34 protein-coding genes and 2 other RNA genes are annotated in these 24279 nt (G+C 68.0%); 14 read left to right on the top strand and 22 right to left on the bottom strand.

Annotation, left to right across the window (positions count from 1 at the left end):
• Window positions 1-84: 84 nt before the first annotated feature.
• Window positions 85-1110, bottom strand: coding sequence for a phage shock protein operon transcriptional activator (gene pspF / locus VYI76_RS07825; RefSeq protein ID WP_326525060.1), 1026 nt, complete (start codon window positions 1108-1110; stop codon window positions 85-87).
• Window positions 1111-1330: 220 nt separating this feature from the next.
• Here pspF and pspA point away from each other — a divergent pair, with 220 nt between their 5' ends.
• The 10 genes from pspA to VYI76_RS07775 all read left to right on the top strand — a co-directional run bounded on the left by pspA (window position 1331) and on the right by VYI76_RS07775 (window position 5098).
• Window positions 1331-1996 (top strand): phage shock protein PspA, encoded by a 666-nt coding sequence (pspA, locus tag VYI76_RS07820; RefSeq protein WP_326524203.1) that lies wholly within the window; start codon window positions 1331-1333, stop codon window positions 1994-1996.
• A gap of 4 nt (window positions 1997-2000) precedes the next feature.
• The gene (pspB, locus tag VYI76_RS07815) at window positions 2001-2288 is read left to right on the top strand and encodes an envelope stress response membrane protein PspB (RefSeq protein WP_326524202.1); all 288 of its coding nucleotides are present in this window, start codon (window positions 2001-2003) and stop codon (window positions 2286-2288) included.
• A 1-nt stretch (window position 2289) separates the two neighbouring features.
• Complete coding sequence (gene pspC / locus VYI76_RS07810; RefSeq protein ID WP_326524201.1) at window positions 2290-2670, top strand: envelope stress response membrane protein PspC; 381 nt, start codon at window positions 2290-2292, stop codon at window positions 2668-2670.
• Window positions 2671-2698: 28 nt separating this feature from the next.
• On the top strand, window positions 2699-2998 hold the full coding sequence (locus VYI76_RS07805; RefSeq protein WP_326524200.1) for a hypothetical protein: 300 nt from the start codon (window positions 2699-2701) through the stop codon (window positions 2996-2998).
• Between the two features lie 15 nt (window positions 2999-3013).
• Entirely contained in the window at window positions 3014-3286 is a 273-nt protein-coding gene (locus VYI76_RS07800; RefSeq protein WP_326524199.1) for a hypothetical protein, read from the top strand.
• 16 nt (window positions 3287-3302) lie between these two features.
• Window positions 3303-3626, top strand: coding sequence for a hypothetical protein (locus VYI76_RS07795; RefSeq protein WP_326524198.1), 324 nt, complete (start codon window positions 3303-3305; stop codon window positions 3624-3626).
• A gap of 13 nt (window positions 3627-3639) precedes the next feature.
• Window positions 3640-3930 carry a hypothetical protein gene (locus VYI76_RS07790; protein ID WP_443018917.1) on the top strand — a complete coding sequence of 97 codons (291 nt, stop codon included), beginning with the start codon at window positions 3640-3642 and terminating at the stop codon, window positions 3928-3930.
• A 208-nt stretch (window positions 3931-4138) separates the two neighbouring features.
• Entirely contained in the window at window positions 4139-4408 is a 270-nt protein-coding gene (locus VYI76_RS07785) for a hypothetical protein (protein ID WP_326524197.1), read from the top strand.
• A gap of 17 nt (window positions 4409-4425) precedes the next feature.
• Window positions 4426-4671, top strand: a complete 246-nt coding sequence (locus tag VYI76_RS07780) for a hypothetical protein (RefSeq protein WP_326524196.1) — start codon at window positions 4426-4428, stop codon at window positions 4669-4671.
• Window positions 4672-4696: 25 nt separating this feature from the next.
• On the top strand, window positions 4697-5098 hold the full coding sequence (locus VYI76_RS07775) for a SufE family protein (protein ID WP_326524195.1): 402 nt from the start codon (window positions 4697-4699) through the stop codon (window positions 5096-5098).
• 76 nt (window positions 5099-5174) lie between these two features.
• On the opposite strand, the gene VYI76_RS07770 is transcribed toward VYI76_RS07775, so the two are convergent.
• From VYI76_RS07770 to VYI76_RS07720, 11 genes are all read right to left on the bottom strand, one after another.
• Window positions 5175-5495 (bottom strand): (2Fe-2S) ferredoxin domain-containing protein, encoded by a 321-nt coding sequence (locus VYI76_RS07770; protein WP_326524194.1) that lies wholly within the window; start codon window positions 5493-5495, stop codon window positions 5175-5177.
• Window positions 5480-6016 (bottom strand): J domain-containing protein, encoded by a 537-nt coding sequence (locus VYI76_RS07765; RefSeq protein WP_326524193.1) that lies wholly within the window; start codon window positions 6014-6016, stop codon window positions 5480-5482. Before VYI76_RS07765 ends, VYI76_RS07770 begins: the two co-directional genes overlap by 16 nt.
• A gap of 178 nt (window positions 6017-6194) precedes the next feature.
• An RNA gene (gene rnpB, locus VYI76_RS07760) (RNase P RNA component class A) lies at window positions 6195-6576 on the bottom strand.
• Between the two features lie 75 nt (window positions 6577-6651).
• A complete protein-coding gene (locus VYI76_RS07755; RefSeq protein ID WP_326524192.1) occupies window positions 6652-7341 on the bottom strand; it encodes an N-acetylmuramoyl-L-alanine amidase in 690 nt (229 codons plus the stop codon).
• A gap of 41 nt (window positions 7342-7382) precedes the next feature.
• Entirely contained in the window at window positions 7383-8216 is an 834-nt protein-coding gene (locus tag VYI76_RS07750; protein ID WP_443018939.1) for a CheR family methyltransferase, read from the bottom strand.
• A complete protein-coding gene (locus VYI76_RS07745) occupies window positions 8216-9244 on the bottom strand; it encodes a chemotaxis protein CheB (protein ID WP_326524190.1) in 1029 nt (342 codons plus the stop codon). The genes VYI76_RS07750 and VYI76_RS07745 overlap by 1 nt, the downstream gene beginning before the upstream one ends.
• A 64-nt stretch (window positions 9245-9308) precedes the next feature.
• Window positions 9309-9674, bottom strand: a complete 366-nt coding sequence (locus VYI76_RS07740; protein ID WP_326524189.1) for a response regulator — start codon at window positions 9672-9674, stop codon at window positions 9309-9311.
• A 74-nt stretch (window positions 9675-9748) separates the two neighbouring features.
• On the bottom strand, window positions 9749-10186 hold the full coding sequence (locus tag VYI76_RS07735; RefSeq protein WP_326524188.1) for a chemotaxis protein CheW: 438 nt from the start codon (window positions 10184-10186) through the stop codon (window positions 9749-9751).
• Entirely contained in the window at window positions 10183-12474 is a 2292-nt protein-coding gene (locus VYI76_RS07730) for a chemotaxis protein CheA (RefSeq protein WP_326525058.1), read from the bottom strand. Before VYI76_RS07730 ends, VYI76_RS07735 begins: the two co-directional genes overlap by 4 nt.
• A gap of 59 nt (window positions 12475-12533) precedes the next feature.
• Window positions 12534-13175 (bottom strand): histidine phosphotransferase family protein, encoded by a 642-nt coding sequence (locus VYI76_RS07725; protein WP_326524187.1) that lies wholly within the window; start codon window positions 13173-13175, stop codon window positions 12534-12536.
• Window positions 13172-13636 carry a M67 family metallopeptidase gene (locus tag VYI76_RS07720; RefSeq protein ID WP_326524186.1) on the bottom strand — a complete coding sequence of 155 codons (465 nt, stop codon included), beginning with the start codon at window positions 13634-13636 and terminating at the stop codon, window positions 13172-13174. The genes VYI76_RS07725 and VYI76_RS07720 overlap by 4 nt, the downstream gene beginning before the upstream one ends.
• Window positions 13637-13655: 19 nt before the next feature.
• Between VYI76_RS07720 and VYI76_RS07715 the strand changes: the two genes are divergently transcribed.
• The 3 genes from VYI76_RS07715 to mtgA are packed head-to-tail and all read left to right on the top strand — an operon-like array spanning window position 13656 to window position 16314.
• A complete protein-coding gene (locus VYI76_RS07715) occupies window positions 13656-14603 on the top strand; it encodes an RluA family pseudouridine synthase (RefSeq protein WP_326524185.1) in 948 nt (315 codons plus the stop codon).
• Window positions 14604-14654: 51 nt separating this feature from the next.
• On the top strand, window positions 14655-15563 hold the full coding sequence (gene rpoH, locus VYI76_RS07710) for an RNA polymerase sigma factor RpoH (RefSeq protein ID WP_326525057.1): 909 nt from the start codon (window positions 14655-14657) through the stop codon (window positions 15561-15563).
• 31 nt (window positions 15564-15594) lie between these two features.
• Window positions 15595-16314, top strand: a complete 720-nt coding sequence (gene mtgA, locus VYI76_RS07705; protein ID WP_326524184.1) for a monofunctional biosynthetic peptidoglycan transglycosylase — start codon at window positions 15595-15597, stop codon at window positions 16312-16314.
• Here mtgA and VYI76_RS07700 read toward each other — a convergent pair whose 3' ends face one another.
• The 4 genes from VYI76_RS07700 to VYI76_RS07685 all read right to left on the bottom strand — a co-directional run bounded on the left by VYI76_RS07700 (window position 16315) and on the right by VYI76_RS07685 (window position 19118).
• Window positions 16315-16572 (bottom strand): hypothetical protein, encoded by a 258-nt coding sequence (locus VYI76_RS07700; protein ID WP_326524183.1) that lies wholly within the window; start codon window positions 16570-16572, stop codon window positions 16315-16317. It abuts the gene before it with no gap.
• Between the two features lie 76 nt (window positions 16573-16648).
• Entirely contained in the window at window positions 16649-16972 is a 324-nt protein-coding gene (locus VYI76_RS07695) for a YbaB/EbfC family nucleoid-associated protein (protein WP_326524182.1), read from the bottom strand.
• A 3-nt stretch (window positions 16973-16975) separates the two neighbouring features.
• Window positions 16976-18586, bottom strand: a complete 1611-nt coding sequence (locus tag VYI76_RS07690) for a DNA polymerase III subunit gamma/tau (protein ID WP_326524181.1) — start codon at window positions 18584-18586, stop codon at window positions 16976-16978.
• Between the two features lie 7 nt (window positions 18587-18593).
• The gene (locus VYI76_RS07685) at window positions 18594-19118 is read right to left on the bottom strand and encodes a hypothetical protein (RefSeq protein ID WP_326524180.1); all 525 of its coding nucleotides are present in this window, start codon (window positions 19116-19118) and stop codon (window positions 18594-18596) included.
• Between the two features lie 383 nt (window positions 19119-19501).
• On the opposite strand from VYI76_RS07685, the gene rnk reads away from it, so the two are divergent.
• Window positions 19502-19960: a nucleoside diphosphate kinase regulator gene (gene rnk / locus VYI76_RS07680; RefSeq protein ID WP_326524179.1), complete on the top strand. Its 459-nt coding sequence runs from the start codon at window positions 19502-19504 to the stop codon at window positions 19958-19960.
• Between the two features lie 48 nt (window positions 19961-20008).
• Here the strand turns inward: rnk and VYI76_RS07675 are convergent, their stop codons facing one another.
• The 6 genes from VYI76_RS07675 to VYI76_RS07650 form a co-directional block, all read right to left on the bottom strand.
• Window positions 20009-20884, bottom strand: a complete 876-nt coding sequence (locus VYI76_RS07675) for an OmpA family protein (protein WP_326524178.1) — start codon at window positions 20882-20884, stop codon at window positions 20009-20011.
• Between the two features lie 278 nt (window positions 20885-21162).
• Window positions 21163-21256: signal recognition particle sRNA small type (gene ffs, locus VYI76_RS07670), an RNA gene on the bottom strand.
• 50 nt (window positions 21257-21306) lie between these two features.
• Window positions 21307-21600 (bottom strand): hypothetical protein, encoded by a 294-nt coding sequence (locus VYI76_RS07665; protein WP_326524177.1) that lies wholly within the window; start codon window positions 21598-21600, stop codon window positions 21307-21309.
• A 106-nt stretch (window positions 21601-21706) separates the two neighbouring features.
• A complete protein-coding gene (locus VYI76_RS07660) occupies window positions 21707-22039 on the bottom strand; it encodes a 2Fe-2S iron-sulfur cluster-binding protein (RefSeq protein ID WP_326524176.1) in 333 nt (110 codons plus the stop codon).
• On the bottom strand, window positions 22036-23115 hold the full coding sequence (locus VYI76_RS07655; RefSeq protein ID WP_326524175.1) for a cysteine desulfurase family protein: 1080 nt from the start codon (window positions 23113-23115) through the stop codon (window positions 22036-22038). Before VYI76_RS07655 ends, VYI76_RS07660 begins: the two co-directional genes overlap by 4 nt.
• Window positions 23112-24212: a cysteine desulfurase family protein gene (locus VYI76_RS07650; RefSeq protein WP_326524174.1), complete on the bottom strand. Its 1101-nt coding sequence runs from the start codon at window positions 24210-24212 to the stop codon at window positions 23112-23114. Before VYI76_RS07650 ends, VYI76_RS07655 begins: the two co-directional genes overlap by 4 nt.
• Window positions 24213-24279 lie beyond the last annotated feature (67 nt).

Raw genomic sequence — 24279 nt, 5'->3', positions numbered from 1 at the left:
CGGGACATCTCCATATCGGGTTCGCAGGCGGGAACGCTCGGGCGCGGCTAAGGCTCCCGGTCGTTTCGGGCGCGATATGGGCAATCAGGCGGCTCCGAGCAACCCGTGGCGGCGCAGCGCGTGGCGCAACTGGTCATAGCTGAGGCCGAGAGCGGCGGCGGCCTGGCGCTGGTTGAAGCGATGCTCGGCCAGACAGCGCGACAACAGCTCGCGCTCGAACCGGGCGACCCGCGCCTTGAAGTCCGATGGCCCTTCCTCGCATGCGACGACCGGCTCGTCGGTCGGCACGTTCGAGCCGGGGCGTGGCTCCGCGGGCTTGGCGCGAACGGCGCCGGGCCGGTGCGGCGAGGCGAAGGGATCGATCTCGATCAGATCGATCGTACCCGGTCGGTCCCAGCGATACACCGCGCGCTCCACCACGTTGCGCAGTTCGCGGACGTTGCCGGGCCAGCTGTATTCGCTCAGCTGGTCGATCGCATGCGGGCCGAAGCCGGGCCAGCCGTCCAGCTCGATCTCCGACGCCATCCGGCGCCCGAAGAAATCGGCGAGGACCAGCACGTCCCCGGCGCGGGCGCGCAGCGGTGGCAGGGTGATGACCTCGAAACTCAACCGGTCGAGCAGGTCGGCGCGGAAACTCCCCTTCTCCACCCGCTCGGGCAGATGCTCGTTGGTCGCCGCGACGATGCGCACATCGACCCGCATCGGGCGCGACGAGCCGATCCGGGTGACCTCGCCATATTCGACCGCGCGCAGCAGCCGTTCCTGCGCGCCCATGCTGAGCGTACCGAGTTCGTCGAGGAAAAGCGTGCCGCCATCGGCTTCCTCGAACCGGCCCGCGCGCGTCTTCGTCGCGCCGGTGAAGGCGCCCGCCTCGTGGCCGAACAGTTCGGCTTCGATCAGCGTCTCGGGCAGCGCGGCGCAGTTCAAGGTCACCAGCGGCTGGTCCCACCGCGGACTCAGGCGGTGGAGACGCTCCGCGACCAATTCCTTGCCCGTACCGCGTTCGCCGATCACGAGAACCGGACGATCGAGCGCCGCCGCGCGGCTCGCACGCTCGAGCGAATCGAGAAACGCGCTCGATTGCCCGACGACCTGGGTTGTTCGTTCCACCGCCATATCCCGCCACATGGCGTATCCTGCCAATTGTTAGCAAGCGGTGAAGTCGCGAACGGCAGGTTGAACCGCTGAACTGCCGGAAATCCGCTATTTTCGATTTTGGCACGCCCCCTGCAATGCAGTTCGCAACCGCCAGCCGCAGCCCCGCGGACGGCGCGCCGGGGCGGGAACCCTCGCCCCGCCCCGGCAAGATTTTGGACTGAAGGAGTATTCGATGGGTATCTTCTCCCGGACCCGCGACATCATCGCCGCCAATGTGACCGACCTGCTCGATCGCGCCGAAGACCCGGCGAAGATGGTCCGCATGATCATCTCCGAGATGGAGGACACGCTGGTCGAGGTCCGCGCATCGGCCGCCCGCACCATCGCCGACCAGAAGGAAATGCGCCGCCACATCATCAAGCTGGAAGGCTTGCAGGCGAGCTGGACGGAGAAGGCCGAGCTGGCGCTGTCGAAGGACCGCGAGGACCTGGCCAAGGCCGCGCTGGTCGAGCGCCAGAAGGCCGCCGACATGTGCGACCAGCTGAACGTCGAGATTTCGGTGCTCGACGATGCGCTGCGCGCGTCGGAGACCGATATCGCCAAGCTGCAGAAGAAGCTGAGCGAGGCGCGCGCCCGCCAGAATTCGGTCGAGACGCGGCTGGAGACGGCCAACAACCGCTTCCGCCTGCGCGACATGTATGCCGGACCGAAGACCGCCGACGCGCTGTCACGCTTCGACGTGCTCGAACGCCGCGTCGATGAGGCGGAGGGCCGTGCCGAAGCCGCCGGGCTGGGCGCGATCCGCACGCTCGACGACGAGATCGCGGACCTGCGCTCCAGCGACCGGGTCGATGCCGAACTCGCCGCGCTCAAGGCGCGCCTGAACAAGGAAGGCTGATCCGATGGACGATTTCATCATGTGGCTCGGCATCCTGGGCATCGTCGTCGGGCTGCCGTGGGTGCTCCTCCATTATGTCACCAAGTGGAAGCAGGCCCCCAAGATCACCGACGAGGACGAGAAGCTGCTCGACGAGCTCTATCACTTCGCCCGGCGAATGGAGGAACGCGTGCAGACCGTCGAGCGCATCGTCGCCGCCGACAATCCCGACTTCCGCCAGCTCTCCGCCCCGACGCCGACGCCGTCGAGCCTGAGCCAGCTGCCCGACTACGACCTTTCCCGGAGGAACTGAGATGTCCGCCAGCCGCACCAAATTCTACCGCGACAAGGCCAATGGCAAGGTCATGGGCATCTGCGCGGGGATCGCCGACTATACCGGGCTGGACGTCACCCTGGTCCGGATCGCGATGATCGTACTGGTCCTCGGCTTCTCGATGGGGGCGCTGATCCCAGTGTACTTCGTCGCCGGCATGATCGCCCCGGAAAAGCCCACCGGCCTCTATGAAACGCCCGACGACCAGAAGTTCTGGCAGGGCGTGCGCAGCAATACGAAGCGGTCCACCGCCGAGGTGCGCAGCAAGTTCCGCGAGCTCGACCGTCGCCTGGCCGACATCGAGACGCACTACACCAGCCGCAACACGCGGCTGGCCGACGAGATCGAGGCGCTGCGCTGAGGCGCGGCGCCGGAAGGGGAGACGGACGATGGACTGGGGTGGACCGACTTTCGTGCTCGCGATCATCGCGATCGCCACCGTTGGCTTCGTTATCAACAACTGGGTCCGCGCCAGACACGGCTATGAACCCAGCGAGGATTGGCTGGGCATGGGCGGCGGCCAGGACAAGAAGGCACTGGCCGAGCAACGCAAGGTCGAACTGCTGACCAACGAGAACGAGCGTTTGACGGGCCAGGTCAGCCGGCTGGAGGAGCGGATCGCGGTGCTGGAGCGCATCGCCACCGATCCCGCCGAGCGGACCGCCCGCGAAATCGACGCGCTGCGCTGACAAGGGGACAGGACAATGCATACCGAGGATTTCATGGGCGTGCTGACCCTGGGCCTGATGATGGGATCGGCGCTGACGCTGCTGATCCAGTTCTACGGCCGCCGCAAGGTGAAGCAGGCGATGAACGCCGCCCAGGTCGAGGCCGAACGCAAGATTTCGCTGCTGGCCGGCGACAATGATCGCCAGGCCGGCCAGATGGACCGGTTGCAGGAACGGCTGGCGGTGCTGGAACGCATCACCATCGATCCGGCGCACCGCACCGCGCGCGAAATCGAATCGCTGCGCTGAGCAATCGAGAGACACGATGGAAAAGCTGGAATTCATCTTTAGCAACGGCGCGCCGCTAATCGTCACGATCGTCGCCATCGGCGTGATCGGCTGGGTCGTCACCACCTGGATGCGGATCAAGAACGGCTATCCGCTGGATGGACAGTGGGGCCAGGCGCTCTATCCGCAGCGCGACAGCGAGACGACTGAGCGCGTCAAGCTGCTCACCCAGGAGAACGGGCAGCTCCGCGCCGAACTGGGCGCGATCAAGGATCGCCTTGCCAATGTCGAGCGTATCGTCACCGACAGCGGCCATCGCTTGGATCAGGAGATCGAGGCGCTGCGCATTAAGCCGAACTGAGGGGGGCTGACAGATGTTCAAATCGACCTTCGTCCTGCTGTTCTTCATGATCGTGGTCGGCATCCCGGTGATCTTCGGGGTGTGCGGCGAGATGTTCAAGCGCTGGCTGAAGCACAAGGAGAAGATGGCCGAGGTCATCACCCAGCAGACGGCGGAAAAGGCGGCGCAATATGCCGCCCACACCGAACGGCTGGAACAGCGGGTCCGGGTGCTGGAGCGGATCGTGACCGACCGGGGCATCGCCGTCGCCGACGAGATCGAACGGCTGCGTGACGATCGCCGGGACGCGGCGCCGCTGAACTGAAATTCGAGGGGTGAGGACGGCACTTTCCGTCCGAACGACACTCTACAAGGATACGACAATGTTGGTATTTTGCATCGTCATGGCGGCGGTGGCCGGAGTCGGCTGCTATGTTTCCGAGCGGATCGACCGCCCGCGCCGCCGCGTCCTGCGCGACGCGCAGATGCAGCCGGCCGAATAGGCCAATCGGGTTTCGAGGGAGACTAGGACAATGAACCCTATCGAGATGGTGATCGGGATCGTGCTGATCGTGACGATCGGATCGATCCTCAAGGCGCGCTTCGGGATCCGCAAGGACTGGAAAGGCAACGAGTACAACGTCCGCGACGACGCCGCCGTCACCGCCGAGAACCACCGGCTGAAGGGCGAGATCGCCGACCTGCGCGATCGCATCCAGGTGCTGGAGCGCGTGGTGACCGACAACGAGGGCGGCCTGCGCCTCGATCGCGAGATCGAGAAGCTGCGCGGCCCGCGCGATTGAAACGGGAGCAAGTTACGATGACCGATCCCAATTTCTACATCACCATGGCGTCGGCAGGCCTTGCCGGGCTGGGCATGGTGACGATGGCGACGCTGACCGGCTGGCGCGGGTGGCTCGCGTACAAGAGCCAGGCGCTCTCGGCGGCCCGCCTGCCGGGCGAGGACCTGCCGGTGGCGCCCAACGCCAGCGCGCGGATCGAGATCGCCGACCTGAAGGAACGCATCCGCAAGCTGGAAGCAATCGCCGCCGGGGTGGACCTCTGACCGTCCCACCGCTAGCGGGCACGCCATGGCCCGTATCGACGACCTGCGCGACGAATATGCTTTTCTGGATTTCGATGACCGCATCCGCTTCCTGATCGAACTGGGTGAGGCGCTGCCGGAAATGGCGCCCGCGCTGAAGACCGAGGCGACCCAGGTGAAGGGATGCTCGTCGCAGGTGTGGCTCTACCCCGAGGTGCAGGGTGGCCGGCTGCATTTCCAGGCCGACGGCACCTCGGCGATCACCAAGGGCGTGGTCGCGCTGGTGCTGGAGATGGTGCAGGATCGCACGCCCGCCGACATTCTGGCGAGCGACATCCCCGCGATGCTCGCCGGCTTCGAACTGTCGAAGCACCTGACGTCGAACCGGACACAGGGCATCCCCAACATGATCGCGCTGATCCGCGATACCGCCGCCCGCTACGCCTGACGCCCGCAGGAAAGCGGTTCGGGCGTCGACACGCCCCGGTCGGTGGGGAACGAGGCGATCGTACCGGCCAAGCGCGTCAGGCCGCTGAATCCAGGCCAAATTCCTTCGCGATCGCAACGATATCGGTGCCCGCGGGGATGATCCGCCACTCGTCGGGCCGCGCGGCGTCGACGACCGTCACCGCGCCCTTCGGGCACAGGCCCAGGCACTTGACCTCGACGACGCCCGCGCGTGCCTTGCGGCCCTTCTTCAATTCGAGCAACCTGCGCAGCGCCTTGGCGAGCGGCGTCCTGCCCTTGTCGCCGAAGCCACCGCCGACCTTCCTCGAACATTTGCCGCACACCAGAATCGTACCGTCCCAGCGCGACGGGACGGTACGGATCAGTCCGGCCGCCACTCGCGCCGTTCCTCCGCCGCGCGCAGCACGTCATAGGCCGCCTGCACCGCCTGAAAGCGCGTCGCCGCCTCGGCGTTGCCGGGCTTCACGTCAGGGTGGCTTTCCTTGGCGAGCCGGCGCCATGCTGTCCGGACAGCCTCGAAATCGGCATCAGGTTCGAGGTCAAGGACGTCGAGCGCGCGCATCTCGTCGCGCGAACGGCTGCCGTCGCCCGGCCCCGCCCACTGGTTATGCCGCGCCTGCGTGAAGCCCGACGCGTCGCGCCGCTCGTTCGCCTCGCGCTCGGCGGCGTCCTCGGCGCTCAGGCCTTCGAAATAGTCCCAGCCGCGATTATACTCGGCGGCGTGCGGCTGGCAGAAATACCAGCGTTCGGGGCTGTTGGGCGATTTCGGCGCCGGGCAGTCGCCACGCTCCTCGCAGCCGTGGCGGTCGCACAGCCGAACCGTCACCGCCTCGCGCGCCGAACCATAGCCGCCCCAGCGGGGGAAACCCCAGTTGTCCGATCGAGTGGCGCGCGTCATGCCGGGCACATAGGCGGTGGCGCGGACAATCTCCAGAGGGTTGGACTGGAGGGGAATGCAACCGGCGCGGGCATGCGCGTGAATCGCGTGCCCGTCCGTCCTCGCTGTGCGACGCCGGCCGCGCTTCGCCGTGCCGCTGCACGCGCCGGCGGATAGCTTGTGCTATCCGCCTCGGCGAAGCGCCAGAGGATCTGTAAGCCGGGTTCTGTCCACCTTGCCTCGCGACAAGGATAGGCGACCATTCCTCTAGGACGACGCTCGCGCGCCGCCTCCAGCAACCAACCCGGACGACGGGGCCGGAAACGAAGCCCATATGCCGTCCCTATTCGGTCTTGCTCCCGGTGGGGTTTACCGTGCCGCGCCTGTTACCAGCCGCGCGGTGCGCTCTTACCGCACCCTTTCACCCTTACCCGCGCGAAGCGGGCGGTCTGCTCTCTGTTGCACTGTCCCTGACCCCGGCTTGCGCCGGGGCCGGCGGGCGTTACCCGCCACCGTCGTTTCCGTGGAGCCCGGACTTTCCTCCCCTCACTCGCGTGAGCGGCGGCCGCCCGATCCTCTGGCGAGAGGTACTCTAGACCGGCCGGGGTCGCCGCGGAAGTGAATTCCGCGTCGGCGGGCGGTGCCGCACCGGTAGCTCAGTCGTCGCCCTGCGGCTTGGGAAGCAGCAGCGCGAGCAAGATCATGCGGCATTCGGCATCGATCTCGCCATCGACCAGTTCGGGGCGGAAACGCCGCTGGAAGGCGACGATCGCCGCCATCGGATTGGTCACGTCATAGCCGAAGCGTTCGAGCGCGAGGAGGAACCCCGCCTCGGTCCAGTGGGGGTCGATCAGTCCTTTCGTCGGTCGCGGCAGCGCGAGCCGCAGCCGCGCGAGACGGTCCCAGGGAAACAGTTCGCCCGGATCGCGCTTGCGCGCCGGGGCGATATCCGAATGGCCGACGACGTTGCCGCGGGTGATCTCCCACCGGTCCTTGATGCCAGCGACCAGCCGGACGACCGCGTCGATCTGCGCATCGGGATAGGGCGTGTATTTATATTCGTGGCCGGGATTGACGATCTCGATCCCCACCGAGGCGCTGTTGAGGTCGGTCAGCCCGCGCCAGTGCGAGCGCCCGGCGTGCCATGCGCGCTTTTCCTCAGGCATCAGGCGATAGATCGTGCCGTCCTCATAAACGAGATAGTGCGAGGATACCTTGGCCGCGGGATCGCACAGCCGCTCGAGCGCGGCGGGGCCGCTCTCCATCCCGGTATAGTGGAGCACGATCGCCGAGATGGGCAGCAGCCGATCGTCGAAGTTCGGCGACGGATGGTCGATGAAATCCATGCGGGCGCCACGATGCGTTCGGCGCGCGGGAAAGGCAACCGTCAGGCGGCGGCCTTGCGACGATACAACCCGCGCCAGTCCGGAGCCGGGACGAAATCGGCGGTCTGGCCGATCACCGTCTCTCCGGCGCCCAGCACCAGCAGCCCGTCCGGCCGGGCGGCGACGGCGAGCGTGCCGAACACCGAGCTTCGCACCTCTGGCCCGAAATAGAGCAGCACGTTGCGGCACAGGATCATGTCGAAACTGCCGGCGGGCGGCGGATCGCATACTAGGTTGTGCCGGCGAAACTGGATGCGGCGCACCAGCGCGCGCTGGGCCGTCCATTCCACGCCCTCACCGTCGAACCAGCGCATCATCCGCCGCACCGCCAGGCCGCGCTGGATTTCGAACTGCGAGAAGCGCGCCGATCGTGCCCGCGCGATGGCGCCTGCGGACACGTCGGTGGCGACGATTTCGACCGCCGATTCGTCGAGGCCGCGTTCATCGAGCAGCATCGCGAGGCTGAGCGGTTCCTGCCCGGTCGCGCAGCCGGCCGACCAGATGCGGAGGCGGCGGCCCGGCACCGCGGTGCGGCGCGCGACGATCGCGTCGGCGACCAGATCGAGCAGCGCGGGATCGCGAAAGAACGACGTTTCCTGATTCAGCAGCGCATCGACCACGCTGTCCGCCACCGTGCCGCGCGGATCGAGGATCGCCCGACTCGCCAGCGCATCGACACTCTCGATGCCAAGCGTACGCAGCAGGGGCTTCAGCACGGCATCGATCCGCCATGCCCGGCTGGCCGCGATCTGTTGGCCAGTGCGCTCCTCCAGCAGCGCGCTGATCGCGGCAGCGGCGCCCTGCGATCCCTGCTGGGCGACGATCGCGCGGTGGATCACCCGCGGCCCCCCCAGGTGGCGATCAACCGGCCGATCTCTTCCGGAGGCAGCACCGCGGTCGCGCCGCCGGCCTCGGCGACCGCCCCCGGCATGCCCCAGACGACCGAACTGCCGCGATCCTGCACCAGCACGGGGGCGCCCGCCGCAGCCAGACTGCGCGCGCCGATGCTGCCGTCGCGGCCCATGCCGCTCAACACCACGCCCAGCGCGCGCGCGCCGAACAGCTGCGCGACCGAATCGAACATCGGATCGACCGATGGCAGGCATCCGCTTGCCGCCGCTCCCTCGGTCAACCGCACGGCGACGCCGTCGCCCGATCGCGCGAGGCACAGGTGGCCCGTGCCCGGCGCGATCACGATCCGTCCGGGGCGTACGCGCATGTGGTTCTCCGCCACATCGCATGGCCGCCCGCCGATCAGCTCGAGCTGCGCGGCGAAATAGGACATGAACGATGCCGGCAGATGCTGGGTAATGAGGATCGGCACCGCGCAATCGGCCGGAATCGCGCGCAGCAGCGCGCTGAGCGCGTGGATGCCCCCGGTCGATGCGCCGATCGCCACGATGTCAAAAGGTCCGACCGTCGGCAACGGCACAGCGGATGCCCTGGTCTGCAATGGGGCATGATGCGGCGATGCGCCGTCCGCCAACCGCGCCAGCCGTTCCTCCAGCAGCGCGGCGAAACGGGCGGCGAATCCGCCGATCGAAGGTTTCACGAGCGTATCGGCCGCGCCTAGCGCCAGTGCTTGGATGGTCGCGACCGCGCCGTCCCCCGCAGCCGAGGACACGACCAGCACCTTTGCCCCCTGCCCCGCCGCGATCAGATCGGGCAGGCCGGTCAGGCCGTCGGTGCCGGGCAGTTCAAGGTCGAGCAGGATGATATCGACCCGGTGGCGATCGAGGAAATCGAGCGCCGCGCCGACCGTGGCAACCGCACCCACGACGACAAAACGGCTGGTCGCATCGATCATCCGCCCCAACGCCGCCCGCGCGACGATCGAATCATCGACGATCAGGATGCTGGCCATGCCGTCACCAGGCAGGAAGGTCCGATGAGATGGCTGGGACACCGTCATTGCCCGTGACCGCCGTTCAGGCGACCCCGACGATCTGCAGCTTGCTTTCCAGCGTCTCGCGATCGAACGGCTTCATGACATATTCGTCGGCGCCGGCCTCGATCGCGGCACGGATATACGCCATGCCGTTCTCGGTGGTGCAAAAGACCACCTTCGGCCGGGTCGGGATTTCCGACTGGCGCAAGGCGCGCAGGAAATCCATGCCGCTCATTACCGGCATGTTCCAGTCGAGCAGGATTACGTCGGGCGCCTCGGCCATGCAACTGTCGAGCGCCTCGCGCCCGTCACCCGCCTCGCGAACCTCGAAATCGAGCGTTTCGAGGATATGCCGGGCGACCTTGCGGATCACCTTGGAATCGTCGACGACGAGGCAGGTCTTCATACCAATACTCTTCTGCTGCGAACCCTGCCCGTTCTGGCAGAACAGGGGTAAGCGTCGCGTTAATTGCGAAATCTTTATGCGGCGGCCGAAAGCGCCGGCACCAGCCCGGCCAGGTCGATCGCCGGCACTGGCTCCCCGTCCCGCTCCACCAGGCCGAGCGTGATCGCCCGCCAGGCCGGGTCCAGCGCCAGCCCGTTGGCCACCGGCTGCAACCGCAACGGCACGACATCCTCCAGCGCATCCACCATCATCGCATAGTGATGCCCTTCGGCGCGGACGATCACCGCGCGGCGCGCGGCACCCTGGCCCGCCAGCCCCAGCGCGCGCCGGGTGTCTATCACTGTCACGACCCGGCTGCGCAGCGCGGCGAGGCCGACGACGGCCGCGGGCGCGCGCGGCACCGGCATGACGTCGCCGATATCGACGACCGATTCGACGTCGGCGGAGGCGATCGCGACAGTGCGGCCGCCGATATGGGCAACCAGGAACAGGTCGTTCATCGTGTCGGTCATGCGCGCGCCCTCGCGAGACGGGTTTCGATCGCGGCAATGATCGCCGGCCGGTCATAGCGATAGACGGTGCCGTCCGCCCCGCCGGGGGCGCTGCGCAGGCGGATGGCATCGGCGGAGGCGGGTTCGTCGTCCAGCACCAGCGTGGCCGCGATCCGATCACCCGCCGCCGCCTCGCGAAGCACGCGATAGCCGGCACGCTCCAGCATCGGCGCGACGAATTCCCGCATCCATCCCTTGTCGTCGGCCACGACGCAGACCGCCGCCGCTTCCACCGTTCCCGCAACGCCTTCAGCCTGCGCGAACAGCCAGAACGGATCGATCAGTTCCACCAGTTCACCGTCGATCAGCACGACTCCACCGACCAGCCCGGGCTGGCGCGGTGCGGCGACATCTTCCGGCACGACGACGATCTCGATAGGTTCGCCGATGGCATAGGCGATTTCCGTCGTGCCATCGGTCAACCGGATGACGCCGACCTCTCCGTCGCTTGCCACATCCCCCGATGTGATGAGCGGTACGATTTGATCGTCGATCGCCAGCCGCAACGCTCCACCCGCCCTGGCGATCCGTCGCGCATCGACCCGCTCTACGCGATCGACCGCCGAAAGTGGCACCGCGCGGATCACGTCATCGATATCGCGGAAAAGCAAGGCAGAGACGCCCGGGGCTTCCGCTTCCGGCTCGTCCTCGACTTCAGCCTCGCGCACGAACTGCAGGCCGGCATCCTCGGCGATCCCCGCGCAGTCGAGGACCAGCATCGGCCGTCCTGTATCGGGCAGCGTCTGCCCGGCGAACAGGCCGCACGCCATCACGGCCGGCGCGCCGGGCTTGATGACGAGCTCGCTAGTGTCGAACACCTGATCGACCGCGAGGACATAGCTGCCCACGCCGATCCCGAGGATCACCAGCATCCGCTGGCCGTCCGGGGCGGCACTGGCGATAGCCAGCCGATCGGCGAGCTCGAGCATCGGCAGCCGGCGACCGCGCACCGTCGCCAGCGCCGTGCTTCCGACCTGATCGATGCGGATCGCGTCGGCGCCTTCCCCGACGATCTCCTCGATCGCCTGACGCGGAATCGCGAAATGCTGTTCGCCGACGCCGACGACGATCGTCGGGATGATCGACAGAGTTAGCGGCACATGGATGGCGATCCGCAGCCCTTTGCCGGGCGCGTTGTCGAGTTCGATCCGCCCGCCGATCTGCTCGATCGCGGTGCGGACCACGTCCATGCCGACCCCGCGGCCGGAAATCTCGCTCACTTCGTCGCGCGACGAAAGGCCGGGTTCGAACACCAGGTCGAGTGTTTCGCGCGCACTCAGTGCCCGCAGCTCGCGCTCGCTACGCGTCCCGGCGGCGGCCAGCTTGACGATGAGGCGTTCCGTGTCGATCCCGGCGCCGTCGTCGGAAACCTCCACGACGATCTGGTTGCCGGCCTGACGCGCGGCGACGGTCAGCCGTCCGTTCTCGCGCTTGCCAGCGGCGCGGCGCAGCGCCGGCGTCTCGATACCGTGGTCGATCGAGTTGCGGATGATGTGGACCAGCGGATCGCGCAGCACCTCGATCATCTCGCGATCGAGTTCCACCGCCGATCCTTCGACGACCAGCGTTACCGATTTGCCCAATCCCGCAGCGGTATCACGCACCATCCGCGGCAGGGCGGAAAACAGCGCCTCGATCTTCTGCATCCGGGTCCGCGTCACCGTGTCGCGCATTTCCGCGACGGTGGCGGAGAGCCGATCCAGCGCGGCTTCCAGCGCGGGATCGGGATCCACCTCGCGAACACGGCGCGCCAGTTCGTTGCGCGCCAGCACCATGTCGGACATCCCCGACATCATCCGGTCGAGCAGATCGACGTTCAGTCGAACGCTGCGCGCCGCCGCGCGCTGTCCGGCCGGGATCGGCGCCTGAACGACGATCTCGCAGCCCTCGGCAAGCGCGGCGATCAACAGGTCCTCGCCGGAATCGTCGAGCGCTTCCTGCGCATCGATCGCCTCGACCAGCTCGCCGATGCGATCGACCACCGCCAGGACTGCGTTGACCAGTGCCCGGTCGGGCGTGCGGCTGCCGTCGCGCACCGCCGCCAGCACATCTTCTGCCGCATGGCTCAGCCGTGCGAGCCGCGGCAGGTCAAGGAACCCGCAACTGCCCTTCACCGTGTGGACGAAGCGGAAGATCGCATCGAGCCGCGCGCGGTCGGACGGATCCGCTTCCCACGCGACGATCTCGCCCGAGAGCGCCTCAAGCGTCTCGCGCGTCTCGGCAATGAATTCCTGTAGAAGATCGTCCATCATGCCCCACGGCGATTGCGCGCCCGTGGACCTTGGACAAGCTACGGTTAAATCGGCGTTTACGCCGCGTTGAACACCGCGCCGAACATCAGCGCAGGCGCGTCCGGCGGTGAAATCTGGAGCGATCCGCCATTTTCCGTCACCAGGGCGCGCGCCAGATGCGCCGCTGCCGCGCGCGGCGTGATCGTGTCGCCAGCGGTCCCCCCAAGCGCACCGCGCAGTTCATCATCGAGCACGATGCGCGGCCCCTCGCCACGCACTACGATCTCGACATGCCCGTCGATCGTCTCGGCACCGATATCGAGCCGCCCGCCGCGCACCAGCGCGTCGCCGGCGATCAACGCCAGGTTGAGAAGAACCTTCACCGCCCCTTTTGGCAGCGTCTCCTCCTCCACCATCCAGCCGAGTTCGACGCGGTGCCCGTCACCGAACAATCCGCCGATCGCCGTGCGGGCTTCGCGCGTGTCGACCATATCGCCAAACCCGCCCGCGGCACCGAACGCGAGGCGGAAGAACTTGAGCTTGTTGGCCGACGCCTTCGCGCTGTCGGCGAGCAGTTCCAGGCAGCGCGCGCGCATCGCCGGATCGTTCTCGTCGGCAAGCAGTTCCAGCCCGTTGTTCAGAGCACCGACGGGGCTGAGCAGGTCATGGCACAGGCGTGAACACAGCAGGCTGGCGAAATCGGTGGGGGAAATGTTCAAGGGGCAGGCTCCGATCTGGTATCCGGCCTTACGCGATGGCCGGCGTCTGCGGCAACCATGACGACCTGATAGCCGACCGGATCGAAACGGCCATGCGTCGCCCCGTTCGGTACGGCGCGCCAGGCGCCAATCTCGCCTCCGCCTGCGATCAGCCATATCCGGCCGTCCGCCGCCGCCATCGCGGCGTCGGTGATCGAGGGCAAAGGATCGCCGCCGGGGTGCGAATGGAAATAGCCGGCAACCGGCCTTCCACCCTGCCGCTCGGCGCGCAGTGCGGCGATCAGCGCCGCCGGGTCGATCTCGAAAGCTCGCTCGGGCCTGGCAGCCAGATTTCGGGTCGGCTCGCAGCCATCGATCCGCCCGTCGTGACCGAACAGCAGGCCACATGCCTCCCGTGCTCCCGCGGCCGCCGCCGCGCGGTGGATTATTTCGATAACACAGCTTGAAATCGTCAGCCTCATCGCCATCTTCCTTAAACTCATGGACCGGGGGGTTTCCACCATCGAAGCGCGAATATCGCCAGCCGCGGATGGCTGGCGGCTCGATCGCGCGCTCGCAGATGCGGTGCCGACGCTGTCGCGCGAGCGGTTGAAGGTGCTGATTTCCGCCGGTCATGTCAGCGGCCCCGCCGGCCAGGTCCGCGACCCGGCGCGCAAGGCGGCGGCGGACATGGTGTTCACCGTCGAGGTGCCCAAGCCCGTCCCCGCCCATAATGAGGCGCAGGCGATAGACCTGGTCGTACCCTATGAGGACGATCATCTGATCGTGATAGACAAGCCGGCCGGGCTGGTCGTCCATCCGGCCGCCGGCAACCTCGACGGCACATTGGTCAATGCGCTGCTCCACCATTGCCGGGGCTCGTTGTCCGGCATCGGTGGCGTCGAGCGGCCGGGCATCGTGCACCGTATCGACAAGGACACCTCCGGCCTGATGGTCGCCGCCAAGACCGATCGCGCGCACGAAGGTCTTGCGAAGCAGTTCAAGGCGCACAGCATCGATCGCCGCTACCGCGCGATCGTCTCCGGCGTGCCGCGCGTCAAATCGGGCACCGTGGACGCCCCGCTCGCCCGCTCGCCGCTCAACCGCAAGAAGGTCGCGATCGTCAGAACCGGCAAGCGCGCGGTCACGATGTGGCGTGAAGTTCGTGAACTTCGCGACGCCGCGCTGGTCGAATGCCGGCTGGAAACCGGGCGTACGCACCAGGTGCGGGTGCATATGGCGTCGATCGGCCATCCGCTGGTCGGCGATCCGGTGTATGGCCGGACCAGATCGTCGCATCGGGCGCTGCTGGAAACCCTGGATTTCCGCCGTCAGGCGTTGCACGCGGCGCGATTGGGGTTCATTCACCCGATCACAAGCACCGCTTTGTCGTTCGAAAGCGAAATGCCTGCTGACATGCAGGAACTGTACAGACAGCTTCGAGTATAGATGTTGTGCGGTGCCGCATGCGCGGGCCGCCGAAGGGAGAAAGTGACGATCATGGCAAATGGCAGCAACGTCCCCGCGACGATTCCTGCGCTCGGTGGTGAGGCGAGCCTCAACCGCTATCTCGCCGAGATCAAGAAGTTTCCGATTCTCGCGCCCGAGCAGGAATATATGCTCGCCAAGCGTTTTCAGGAGCATGGCGATCCCGAGGCTGCGGCGCAGCTCGTGACCAGCCACCTGCGCCTCGTCGCCAAGATCGCGATGGGCTATCGCGGCTATGGCCTGCCCGTTTCCGAGCTGATCTCCGAAGGCAACATCGGTCTGATGCAGGGCGTCAAGAAGTTCGAGCCCGACCGGGGTTTCCGCCTCGCCACCTATGCGATGTGGTGGATTCGCGCGTCGATCCAGGAATTCATCCTGCGTAGCTGGTCGCTGGTGAAGATGGGCACGACGGCCGCGCAGAAGAAGCTGTTCTTCAACCTGCGCCGGATGAAGTCGAAGCTCGACGCGTTCGAGGAAGGCGACCTCAGCCCCGAGCACCTCGCCAAGATCGCGACCGACCTGGGCGTGACGGAGGAAGAAGTCACCTCGATGAACCGCCGCATGGCGATGGGCGGCGACACGTCGCTCAACGTCCCGGTGCGCGAGGATGGCGAGGGGCAGTGGCAGGACTGGCTGGCCGACGACGCGCCGTTGCAGGATACGATCGTCGCCGATGCGCAGGAAGCCGATGTTCGCCACGAGATGCTGGTCAACGCGATGGACGAGCTGAACGATCGCGAGAAACACATCCTGACCGAGCGCCGGCTGACCGACGATCCCAAGACGCTGGAGGAGTTGAGCCAAGTCTACGGCGTCAGCCGCGAGCGCGTCCGCCAGATCGAGGTGCGCGCGTTCGAGAAGCTGCAGAAGGCGATGATGCGCCTGGCCGGCGCCAACCGGATGATCCCGGCCGGGGCGTGACGCCGTCGGTCGCGGGCGTTAGCTAGCCCAGATGGCTACCGCCGCCCGTCGCCCCGCCCGCCCCCGCCGCGGCATCGTCCGCCGCATTGTCGGCTGGCTGCTCAAGCTTACGCTCGCCTTCCTGGTGGTCAGCGTGGGCATGACCGTTCTGTACCGCTTCGTGCCCCCACCGATCACCTGGACGATGATCGGCGACGTCTTTTCGGGGCACGGCGTGACAAAGACCTGGGTGCCGCTGGACCGGATCGACAGCGACATGCCACGCGCCGCCATTGCCGCCGAGGACTCACGTTTCTGTTCGCATTCCGGGTTCGACTGGCGGGCGATCGCCGGGGCAGCGGCGCGCAATGCGCAGGGCGGGCGTATCCGCGGCGGATCGACCATCAGCCAGCAGACCGCCAAGAACGTCTTCCTGTTCCAGGGCGGGGGCTATGTCCGCAAGGGGTTCGAGGTGTATTTCACCGTCCTGATCGAGACGATCTGGGGCAAAAGGCGGATCATGGAGGTGTATCTGAACGTCGCGGAGACGGGGATCGGCACCTACGGCGTCGATGCCGGGGCGCGGCGGTATTTCAAGACGGGGGCCGGCGACCTGACGCCACGTCAGGCGGCGCAAATCGCCGCCGTCCTGCCGCTGCCCAAGAAACGCGCCGGCATCGCGCCGCGCGGGTTCACGGGACGCTATGCCGGCGCGATCCAGGCCCGGATCGGCGTCGTCCGCCGCGAGGGCCTCGACGCCTGCCTGGGCTGACTATTCCACCGCCTTCTTCGCGGATTCGCCGACGTCCCTGGCCGCCGCGCCGACATCCTTCGCCGCCTCGGTGATCGCCGCGTCCTTCTTCGTCTCGGCGCTGTTCTGGCTCATCAGATAGAAGGCGCCAACGACGACGAGGACCAGCACCGCCAGACCGATAAACAGGCCACCGCCGACGCCGCGCCGCTCGACGATCGTCGTCGTATGCGTCGGCTGAGCCGCAGTGATCGTCTCGGTCACGCGATCATCGCTCATTACGCATCTCCTTCAATATGATAGATGCGCGCAGCAACGACCGCGCGGCCAGTTCCGTTCCAATCGCGAAACGGTGTCAGAACGGCAGCTTGAAGCCCGGCGGCAGCGGCAGGCCGCTGGTCATCTTGCCCATTTCGGTCGCGGACGCCGCATCGGCCTTGCCGCGGGCATCGTTGAACGCGGCGGCGAGCAGATCCTCCAGCATGCCCTTCTCCGAGGGCTGGAGCAGCGAATCGTCGATGTCGATGCCCAGGATGCGCCCCTTTGCCGACGCGCGGACCCTGACCAGCCCGCCGCCCGAAACGCCCTCGACCTCGATCGTGTCGAGATTGGCCTGGGCCTTCTGCAGTTCGTCCTGGACGTTCTGCGCCATGGCCATGATGTCTTCGATGCTCTTCACGTTCTAGAGACTCCCGGTAAGATTCCATTTTTCGAGGCGGGCGTCGGGGAAGGCCGCCATCGCGGCGGCGACCACCGGCGAGGCGAGCACCTGGTCGCGTTCGGCGTCCTGCGCGGCGGCGCGCTGTTCGACCAACGTCGGCGCGCCGGGCGCGGGATCGGCCGTCACCTTCCACGTCCGCCCGGTGATCGTCCGCAATTCGCCGGCGAGGTCGCGCAGGAAATCGGCGGGCAACGGCGCGGACGAACTCGCGACCAGCTCGGGCGGCGCATAGCGGACGGGGCGCAGGCGATTGCGGACATTGGCCGCGATCACGTGGCGATTGTTCGCTTCCAGCAGGTCGGCCAGTTCAGCCACCGTCGCAGGCAGTGGCGCCTCGGCAGGCGGAGCGGCCGGCTCCGACGCCGCCGGCACCGCGCCGCTCGCGATCTGCCGCGCGAGATCGCCCGGATCGGGCAGGCTGGCGGCGTGGATCACGCGGAGCAGCGCCATTTCCGCCGTCTCGATCGGCAGCGCGGCGCGCGACACCTCCTCATGCCCCTTGAGCAGCAATTGCCATAGGCGGTGAAGCGCGGGGAAGGACAGGCCCGCCGCCCAATCGGCGAGCGCGGCGCGTTCCTCCGCCGCCTGGCTCGCGCCGAGATCGGCACCGATCTTGACCAGCGTCGCGCCGTGCACCGTCTCCAGCAACGTCTTGAGCACCGCCGCCGGATCGACGCCCAGATCATATTGCTGGCGCAGGGCGGCAAGCGCGGCCGGGGCATCTCCGGCGAGCAGATGGCCGAACAGCTGGCGGATCGCGCCGCGATCGGAAAGGCCCAGCATGTCGCGGACAGCATCGGCCGTCACCGCCCCGCCCTCTATCCCGGCATGGGCGATCGCCTGGTCGAGGATCGACAGGCCGTCGCGGGCCGACCCTTCCGCCGCGCGGGCGACCAGCGCCAGCGCGTCGGGTTCGGCCTCGACGCCCTCGGCCTTGGCAACTTCGGCGAAATGCGCGGCGAGCAGCTCGGCGGGAATGCGCTTCAGGTCGAAGCGCTGGCAGCGCGACAGAACGGTGACCGGCACCTTCTCAACTTCGGTCGTGGCGAGCAGGAACTTCACGTGCGACGCAGGCTCTTCCAGCGTCTTCAGCAAGGCATTGAACGCAGGCTTGGACATCATGTGGACTTCGTCGATGATGTACATCTTGTAGCGCGCCGACACCGCCGCGTAGCGCGACGCATCGGTTATCGCGCGGACATCGTCGATGCCGTTGTGCGACGCGGCGTCCATCTCGATCACGTCGATATGGCGCCCCTCGGCGATCGCGCGGCACGGTTCGCACACCCCGCAGGGATCGATCGTCGGCCCGCCCTGCCCGTCCGCGCCGATGCAGTTGAGCGCCTTGGCGATCAGCCGCGCGGTGCTGGTCTTGCCAACCCCGCGCACGCCGGTGAGCAGGAAGGCATGGGCCAGCCGATCGCGCTTGATGGCGTTGGCCAGCGTGGTGACCATCGCATCCTGGCCGATCAGTTCGCGGAACGTCTGCGGCCGATATTTGCGCGCGAGCACGCGATAGGCGGCGCCCGACTTGGGCTGCGGGGGTTCACCGAGATCGAGGGAGTCGGACATCGCGGACCTATCTAGGGCGTCGGACGGGAATTGTCGAAGGCGCAGCGGCGTCGCGCGGCGTGAAAGGTGACGCGAACGCAGTGCATTCGTCCACCTTCGTCACCTTTGTCACCTTTGCGCGAGGGGCCGGTGGCGTGGAGGGTTCGCGCAGCGCGGCGAGCCCCGCGGCATTGTCATAGAAATGGCGGCTGCCGACATATTCGTTGCGGTATCTGCGCGGCACCAGCACGCCCACTGTGGCGCGTTCGAACAGCGCATCGAACCGGCGCGCGCGGGCATCCGACAGCGCGGCATCCCAGGCGGCAGCGAACCCTTCCGCGTCGGGGCGGGCGCGCAGGCGGTAGGCGCTGGTGCGCGTCGAGCCGACCGCGCGGGCGGCGGCGCTGACGCAGGCGGTATGGGCGAGCGCGGCGATGAACCGACGCTGGCGTTCCGGCGACCAGCCGTCATGCCGGGCGCGGATGACGGGGACCGGGGTGAAGGGGGAGTCCGGCGCTTCGTCCAGTGGCGGATCGGGTGGCTGGTCGGTCATCCGGCAGGATGAAGCAGATCGCGGCGATGTAGGAAAGTTCTTTTTTTGTTCCTATCCAAGGAGCGAAGATGGAGTGATGAAGGTCGGCCGCCGGATCGTCGGCCGCATAAGCGCGCGAGAGGCCTGTCGGCCCGATGCCCGTAGCGACCAGCCACGGCAACCGGCGTTCGCCCGATGTCCGGTTTGACAACGGGCGTCCGCGCGCACATCTTCATGGCCATGTCGGGTCACCATCCCATGTTGCGACACCGCGCCCACGCGGGACAACTTCTGGCGGGCAGCTAGCCCCGGACTTCTGAAGGCGCGTCCTCGGGGGGGCCGGGGCCGAAGCGAGCTACCGGCTCGGCGGCGAAAATACCGCAAGACCACAAGAAGCCCCTGTCATGAACAACACCCACGCCAGCAACACCCACGCCAGCAACACCCACGCCAGCAACACCCACGCCAACCTGAGCCGCCCGCCCATCCGGATGATCGACGCGGAAGCCGAAACACTCGCCGATCTCGCCTTGAGCGTCGAGCGTCGGATGCCGGCCGTCAGCGCCTTGCTGCTTCGCGAGGCGGAGCGTGCGAGGCTGCATAGCGCATCGAATATCCCGGACGATGTCGTCACGATGGGGTCGATGGTCGAGTTCCTCGACGATACGACCGGCCAGCCCCGCACCGTCACCCTGGTGTATCCGGCGGATGCCGATATTTCCGCAGGAAGGATATCGATACTCACCCCGGTCGGCGCCGCCCTGATCGGCCTGCGCGCCGGGCAATCGATCCTGTGGCCCGACCGCTCGCTCAAGGTGCTGGCGGTCCGGCAGGAGGGCGCGGGCGAACAGCAATCGAGCTAGGGCCGCGCAAGAACGGGGTGGGCGCGACGGCCCGCCCCTTCCCTTGTCCTACATCACATCCACGCTCTTGCTGACCAGCACGTTCACCGCGACGCGGCGGTTCTGCGCCTTGCCTTCGGGCGTGTCGTTGCTCGCCAGCGGATCGGCGGTCGCCATGCCGGCGGGGGTGAGCATGCGGTACGGCTTCCATCCGCACGCCTGTTGCAGGTGGTTGATGACGCGGGCGGCGCGCTTTTCGCTGAGCGTCTGGTTGACGTCCTCGCTGCCGGTCGAATCGGTATAGCCGACGACCAGCATCAGCGCGTTCTCGGTCGCGTTGGCCTGGCTCGCGGCCTGGCACAGCATCGCCTTGTCCTCCGCCGACAGATCGGCCTTGCCGACCTCGAAATGGACGTTGGTGGTCGCCTTCACATTGTACTTGTCGATGTCGCCCAGGCGCCCGCGCAGCGATTCGGTGGCGGCGGTCTGTTCCTCGAAACGCTGGTCGGTCGCGCCGCGGATCATGGCGGCGATCTTCAGATCCTTGTTCTGGAAGCTGACCTGGCTCGCGATCAGTTCGCCGCCGCCCGATTGCAGCGTCTTCACCGTCACCGGAATGCCGTTGATGAGCGCATCTGTGCCCGGCTTGCCGCCGCGCGCGCCGAACAGGCCGGCGGTCGCCTTGACCCGAGTGGCCTCGGTGAGCGCGACGACGGTGCTGGTGCCGTCGGCAGCGGTCACCTTGATGCGATTGTCGTTGCGGGCCGAGATGATGCCCCTGATCTCGGGTCCGGCGGTGATGGCGGCGGGGATCGGCTCGGGCGGCGCGGTGACGACGACGGTCTGATCCGACTGCGCCTGATCCTGGGCATGGGCGGCACCGGCGACGGGCAGCGCGACGGTGGCGAGCAGGATCGCGGCGCGGGTGAAGGACGTGGTTGGCATAGAGGTCTCCTGAAACTGCGCCCCCCGCGCAAGGGAGGTGTTGCGGGAAACCTGTCGCGCGGATGAACGGACCGGGGGGAATCCCGGTCGGGCGGGCCTGGGGCGCGGTGAAGGGAGGGATTTGGCGGCTACGGGCACGCCGTGGAAAGGCCAGCGACTCGGGAGGGATCGAGTTCCCGGACTCGCGCCGCGGCGAAGCCGCGTCGTCGGTCGGAGCCTTGCTCCGCCGGCCGCGCTTGCTTGCGTGGAGCGGCGCAGCCGCTCTCTCGCAAGCTGCGCGGTGGAAGCCGGAACGACCCGGGGCGAAATCGTTGTGGCTGCTTCCTTCCGGACCTGACCAGGTTGGCGACGACCCCGTCCGCCCGACTTCCGCATCCGCAGATAGGGAAGCCGGACGGCACGATCAAGCGGCTAGCGCGCGATCAGCGATACACGCGGTAGCACTGGCGCTGCGGGCCGTACCAGCCGCGCACCCAGTGGCAGCGGACGGTGCTGCGGCCGCGCCATCCGCGGTCGCCACGCCAGCCCCGGTCGCCGCGCCAGTGACGGCGGTCGCCGCGATAACCGCGCCTGTCATCCCGCCAGCGCCGATCATGGCCGCGATCCCAGCCGCGACCGTCGTTGTAGCCATAGCCGTGGCGTTGCGCCTGCGCCGGGGTGGGCGCCATCGCGGACGCGGCGATCAGGCCGGCCGCGGCAAGTGCGATCATCTTCATGATCCGTCTCCTCTACTCGCCCAATACGCGGGCTTCTGTGGAGAATGGGCCGGCGCGCCTGAGGGTTCCCTGAATGCGGCGTTCATCCAGGCGGCAGGAAGGCGGCTCAGCGCCCGCGCATGTCGCGCGCCTCGCCGGGTACGCGAACCGTCAGGCCGTCGAGCGCGGGCACCAGCTCGATCTGGCAGGCGAGCCGGCTGGTCCGCGTCGCACCGGCGGCGAGATCGAGCATGTCCTCCTCCTCCTCGCTGGCGGGGGGCAGGCGGGCGAAATCCTCCGCCGCGACGATGACGTGGCAGGTCGAACAGGCCATCTGGCCCTCGCACGTGCCCTCCAGCGGCTGGCCGTACGCCTGGGCGAGATGGAGCAGCAGGTCGCCCGGCGATCCGGTGGCGTCCTCGATCTGGCCGTCGGGGGCGATGAAGCGGACGCGGATCACGCCGCGATCCTCTGCGCGCGGGCGGCGGCGTCGATGCGGGCGAGCGCGTCGGCGAGGTCGGTGTCGCTGGTATAGCGACCGAAGCCGATGCGGATGCTGGAGCGTGCGTCGGCGTCGGACAGGCCGATCGCTTTGAGGACATGGCTCGGGCGGCCCGATCCGCTGGCGCAGGCAGAGCCGGCGGAAAAGGCGATGTCGCGCAGGTCGCTCATCAGCCGCGCGACGTCGAGGCCGGGAAAGCGCAGGTTGAGATTGCCGGGATAGCGGTGGGAGGGCGAGCCGTTGAGCGTCCAGTCCGGGCCAAGCCGCGCAAGCGCGAGTGCGGACAGGTGCTCGACATGCGCGCGATCGGCATCGACGCGATCCGTGGCAAGCGATGCCGCCGCGCCGAAGCCGGCGCACAGCGCGGGGCTGAGCGTGCCCGAACGGCCGGGCGCTTCCTGCCCGCCGCCGTGGAGCAAGGGCGCGAGGTTCACCTCGTCCCGAACCCACAAGGCGCCGACGCCCTTGGGACCGTGGATCTTGTGCGCGGAAAGGGCGATCAGGTCGCAGCCTTCGGGGATCGGTACGCGGCCAAAGCCCTGCACCGCGTCGCACAGCATCAGCGCACCGGCTTCATGCGCGATCGCCGCGATATCGGCGACGGGCTGGATCACCCCGATCTCGTTGTTGACGAGCATAGCGGCGACCAGCGCGGGGCGGCGATCGGCGATTTCGGCGCGGAGGCTGTCGAGATCGACCAGCCCGTCGCTCCCCACCCTCAGCACCGTGCCGCCGGTCGCGGCGACGCTGTCGAGCACGGCGGCATGTTCAGTCGCCAGCGTGAGCGCGGGACCAGCGACGCCCTTCACCGCCCAGTTGATCGCCTCCGTCGCGCCGCTGGTAAAGGCGATGCGCCCGCCGGGGGGCAACAGCGCGGCGACCTGATCGCGCGCGACCTCCACCGTCGCGCGCGCCGCGCGGCCGGGGGCATGCGCGGAATGGGGATTGGCGTGCTGGGACTCCAGCCACGGCAGCATCGCCGCCAGCGCCTCGGGCGCGAGCGGGGTGGTCGCCTGGTAATCTAGATAGGTCACAGCACCGCTTCGGCCGGCGCCGCCCTGGCGCGGACATCGCGCGCGATCTCCGCCCACGCCGAGATGAAGCGTTCGATATCGGCGGGGGTGGTCGTGCGGCCGAAGCTGACGCGGATCACTTCCGACGCGGCCGCGCCCTCCCACCCCATATGGGCGAGCACGTGGCTGGGGCGCATCGTCCCCGACGAGCAGGCCGAACCCGCCGAAACGGCGATGCCGGCAAGGTCGAAGCGGATCAGCTGCGCCGCCGCCGACAGGCCGGGCATGCGGTAGCTGCCGATGTGGGGCGCGCGCGGCGCCGCTTCGGCGACGACCTGTCCGCCGAGCGACGTGATCGCCGCATCTAGGCGGATGCGCATGTTCGCCATAGCCGCGGTGTCTTCGGGCACCGCCGCTGCGGCGACGAAGCCGAGCGCGGCGGGGACATTTTCCGTCCCCCCGCGATAGCCGCGTTCCTGCCCGCCGGTCGGCAGCAGCAGATCGAGGTCGCGGACCAGCAGCGCGCCGATCCCCGCCGGGCCGCCGCGCTTGTGCCCTGAAATCGCGATCATGTTGGCCATCGTCTGCGGCGGATCATCGTCCCAGCCGACCGGCATCTGCGCGGCATCGACGAACAGCCGGCCACCCACCGCCCAGACGAGCGCGGCGATCTCGCGCATCGGCTGGATCACGCCCGTTTCACTGTTGGCCCATTGCGCGGCGACCAGCGCCGGCGGCTTCGCCTGGGCGAGCGCAGCCTCCAGTGCGGCAAGATCGACGATGCCGTCGCCATCGACCGGCAGGCGCACCGCATCGGGCACCGCGCGCAGCACCGAATCATGCTCGATCGCCAGCGTCAGGACGCTGCCGACCTGCGCGCGGCCAAGGGCTAGGCCGATGGCCTCCGACGCGCCGCTGGTGAACAGCAGTTCATGGTTCCAGCGATACGCCGCCTTGAGCACGTTGCGCGCGCTCTCGAGCATGGCGCGCGCGGCGCGACCTTCGGAATGCGGCGACGACGGATTGGCCCAGGCGGAAAGGCCGCGCACGACCGCCTCCGCAGCCTCTGGCAGCATCGGCGTGGTCGCAGCGTGATCGAGATAGAGACGTTGCACCACGGGCCTTTCAACCGAATGCGTTGCGCCCGCGCGCACCGACCATATATAGCGCCCGCTTCCCCGCGCG

The sequence above is a fragment of the Sphingomonas sp. genome (genome assembly GCF_035910975.1).
GTDB lineage: Bacteria > Pseudomonadota > Alphaproteobacteria > Sphingomonadales > Sphingomonadaceae > Sphingomonas.
This window is presented reverse-complemented; position numbering and strand designations above follow the sequence as displayed.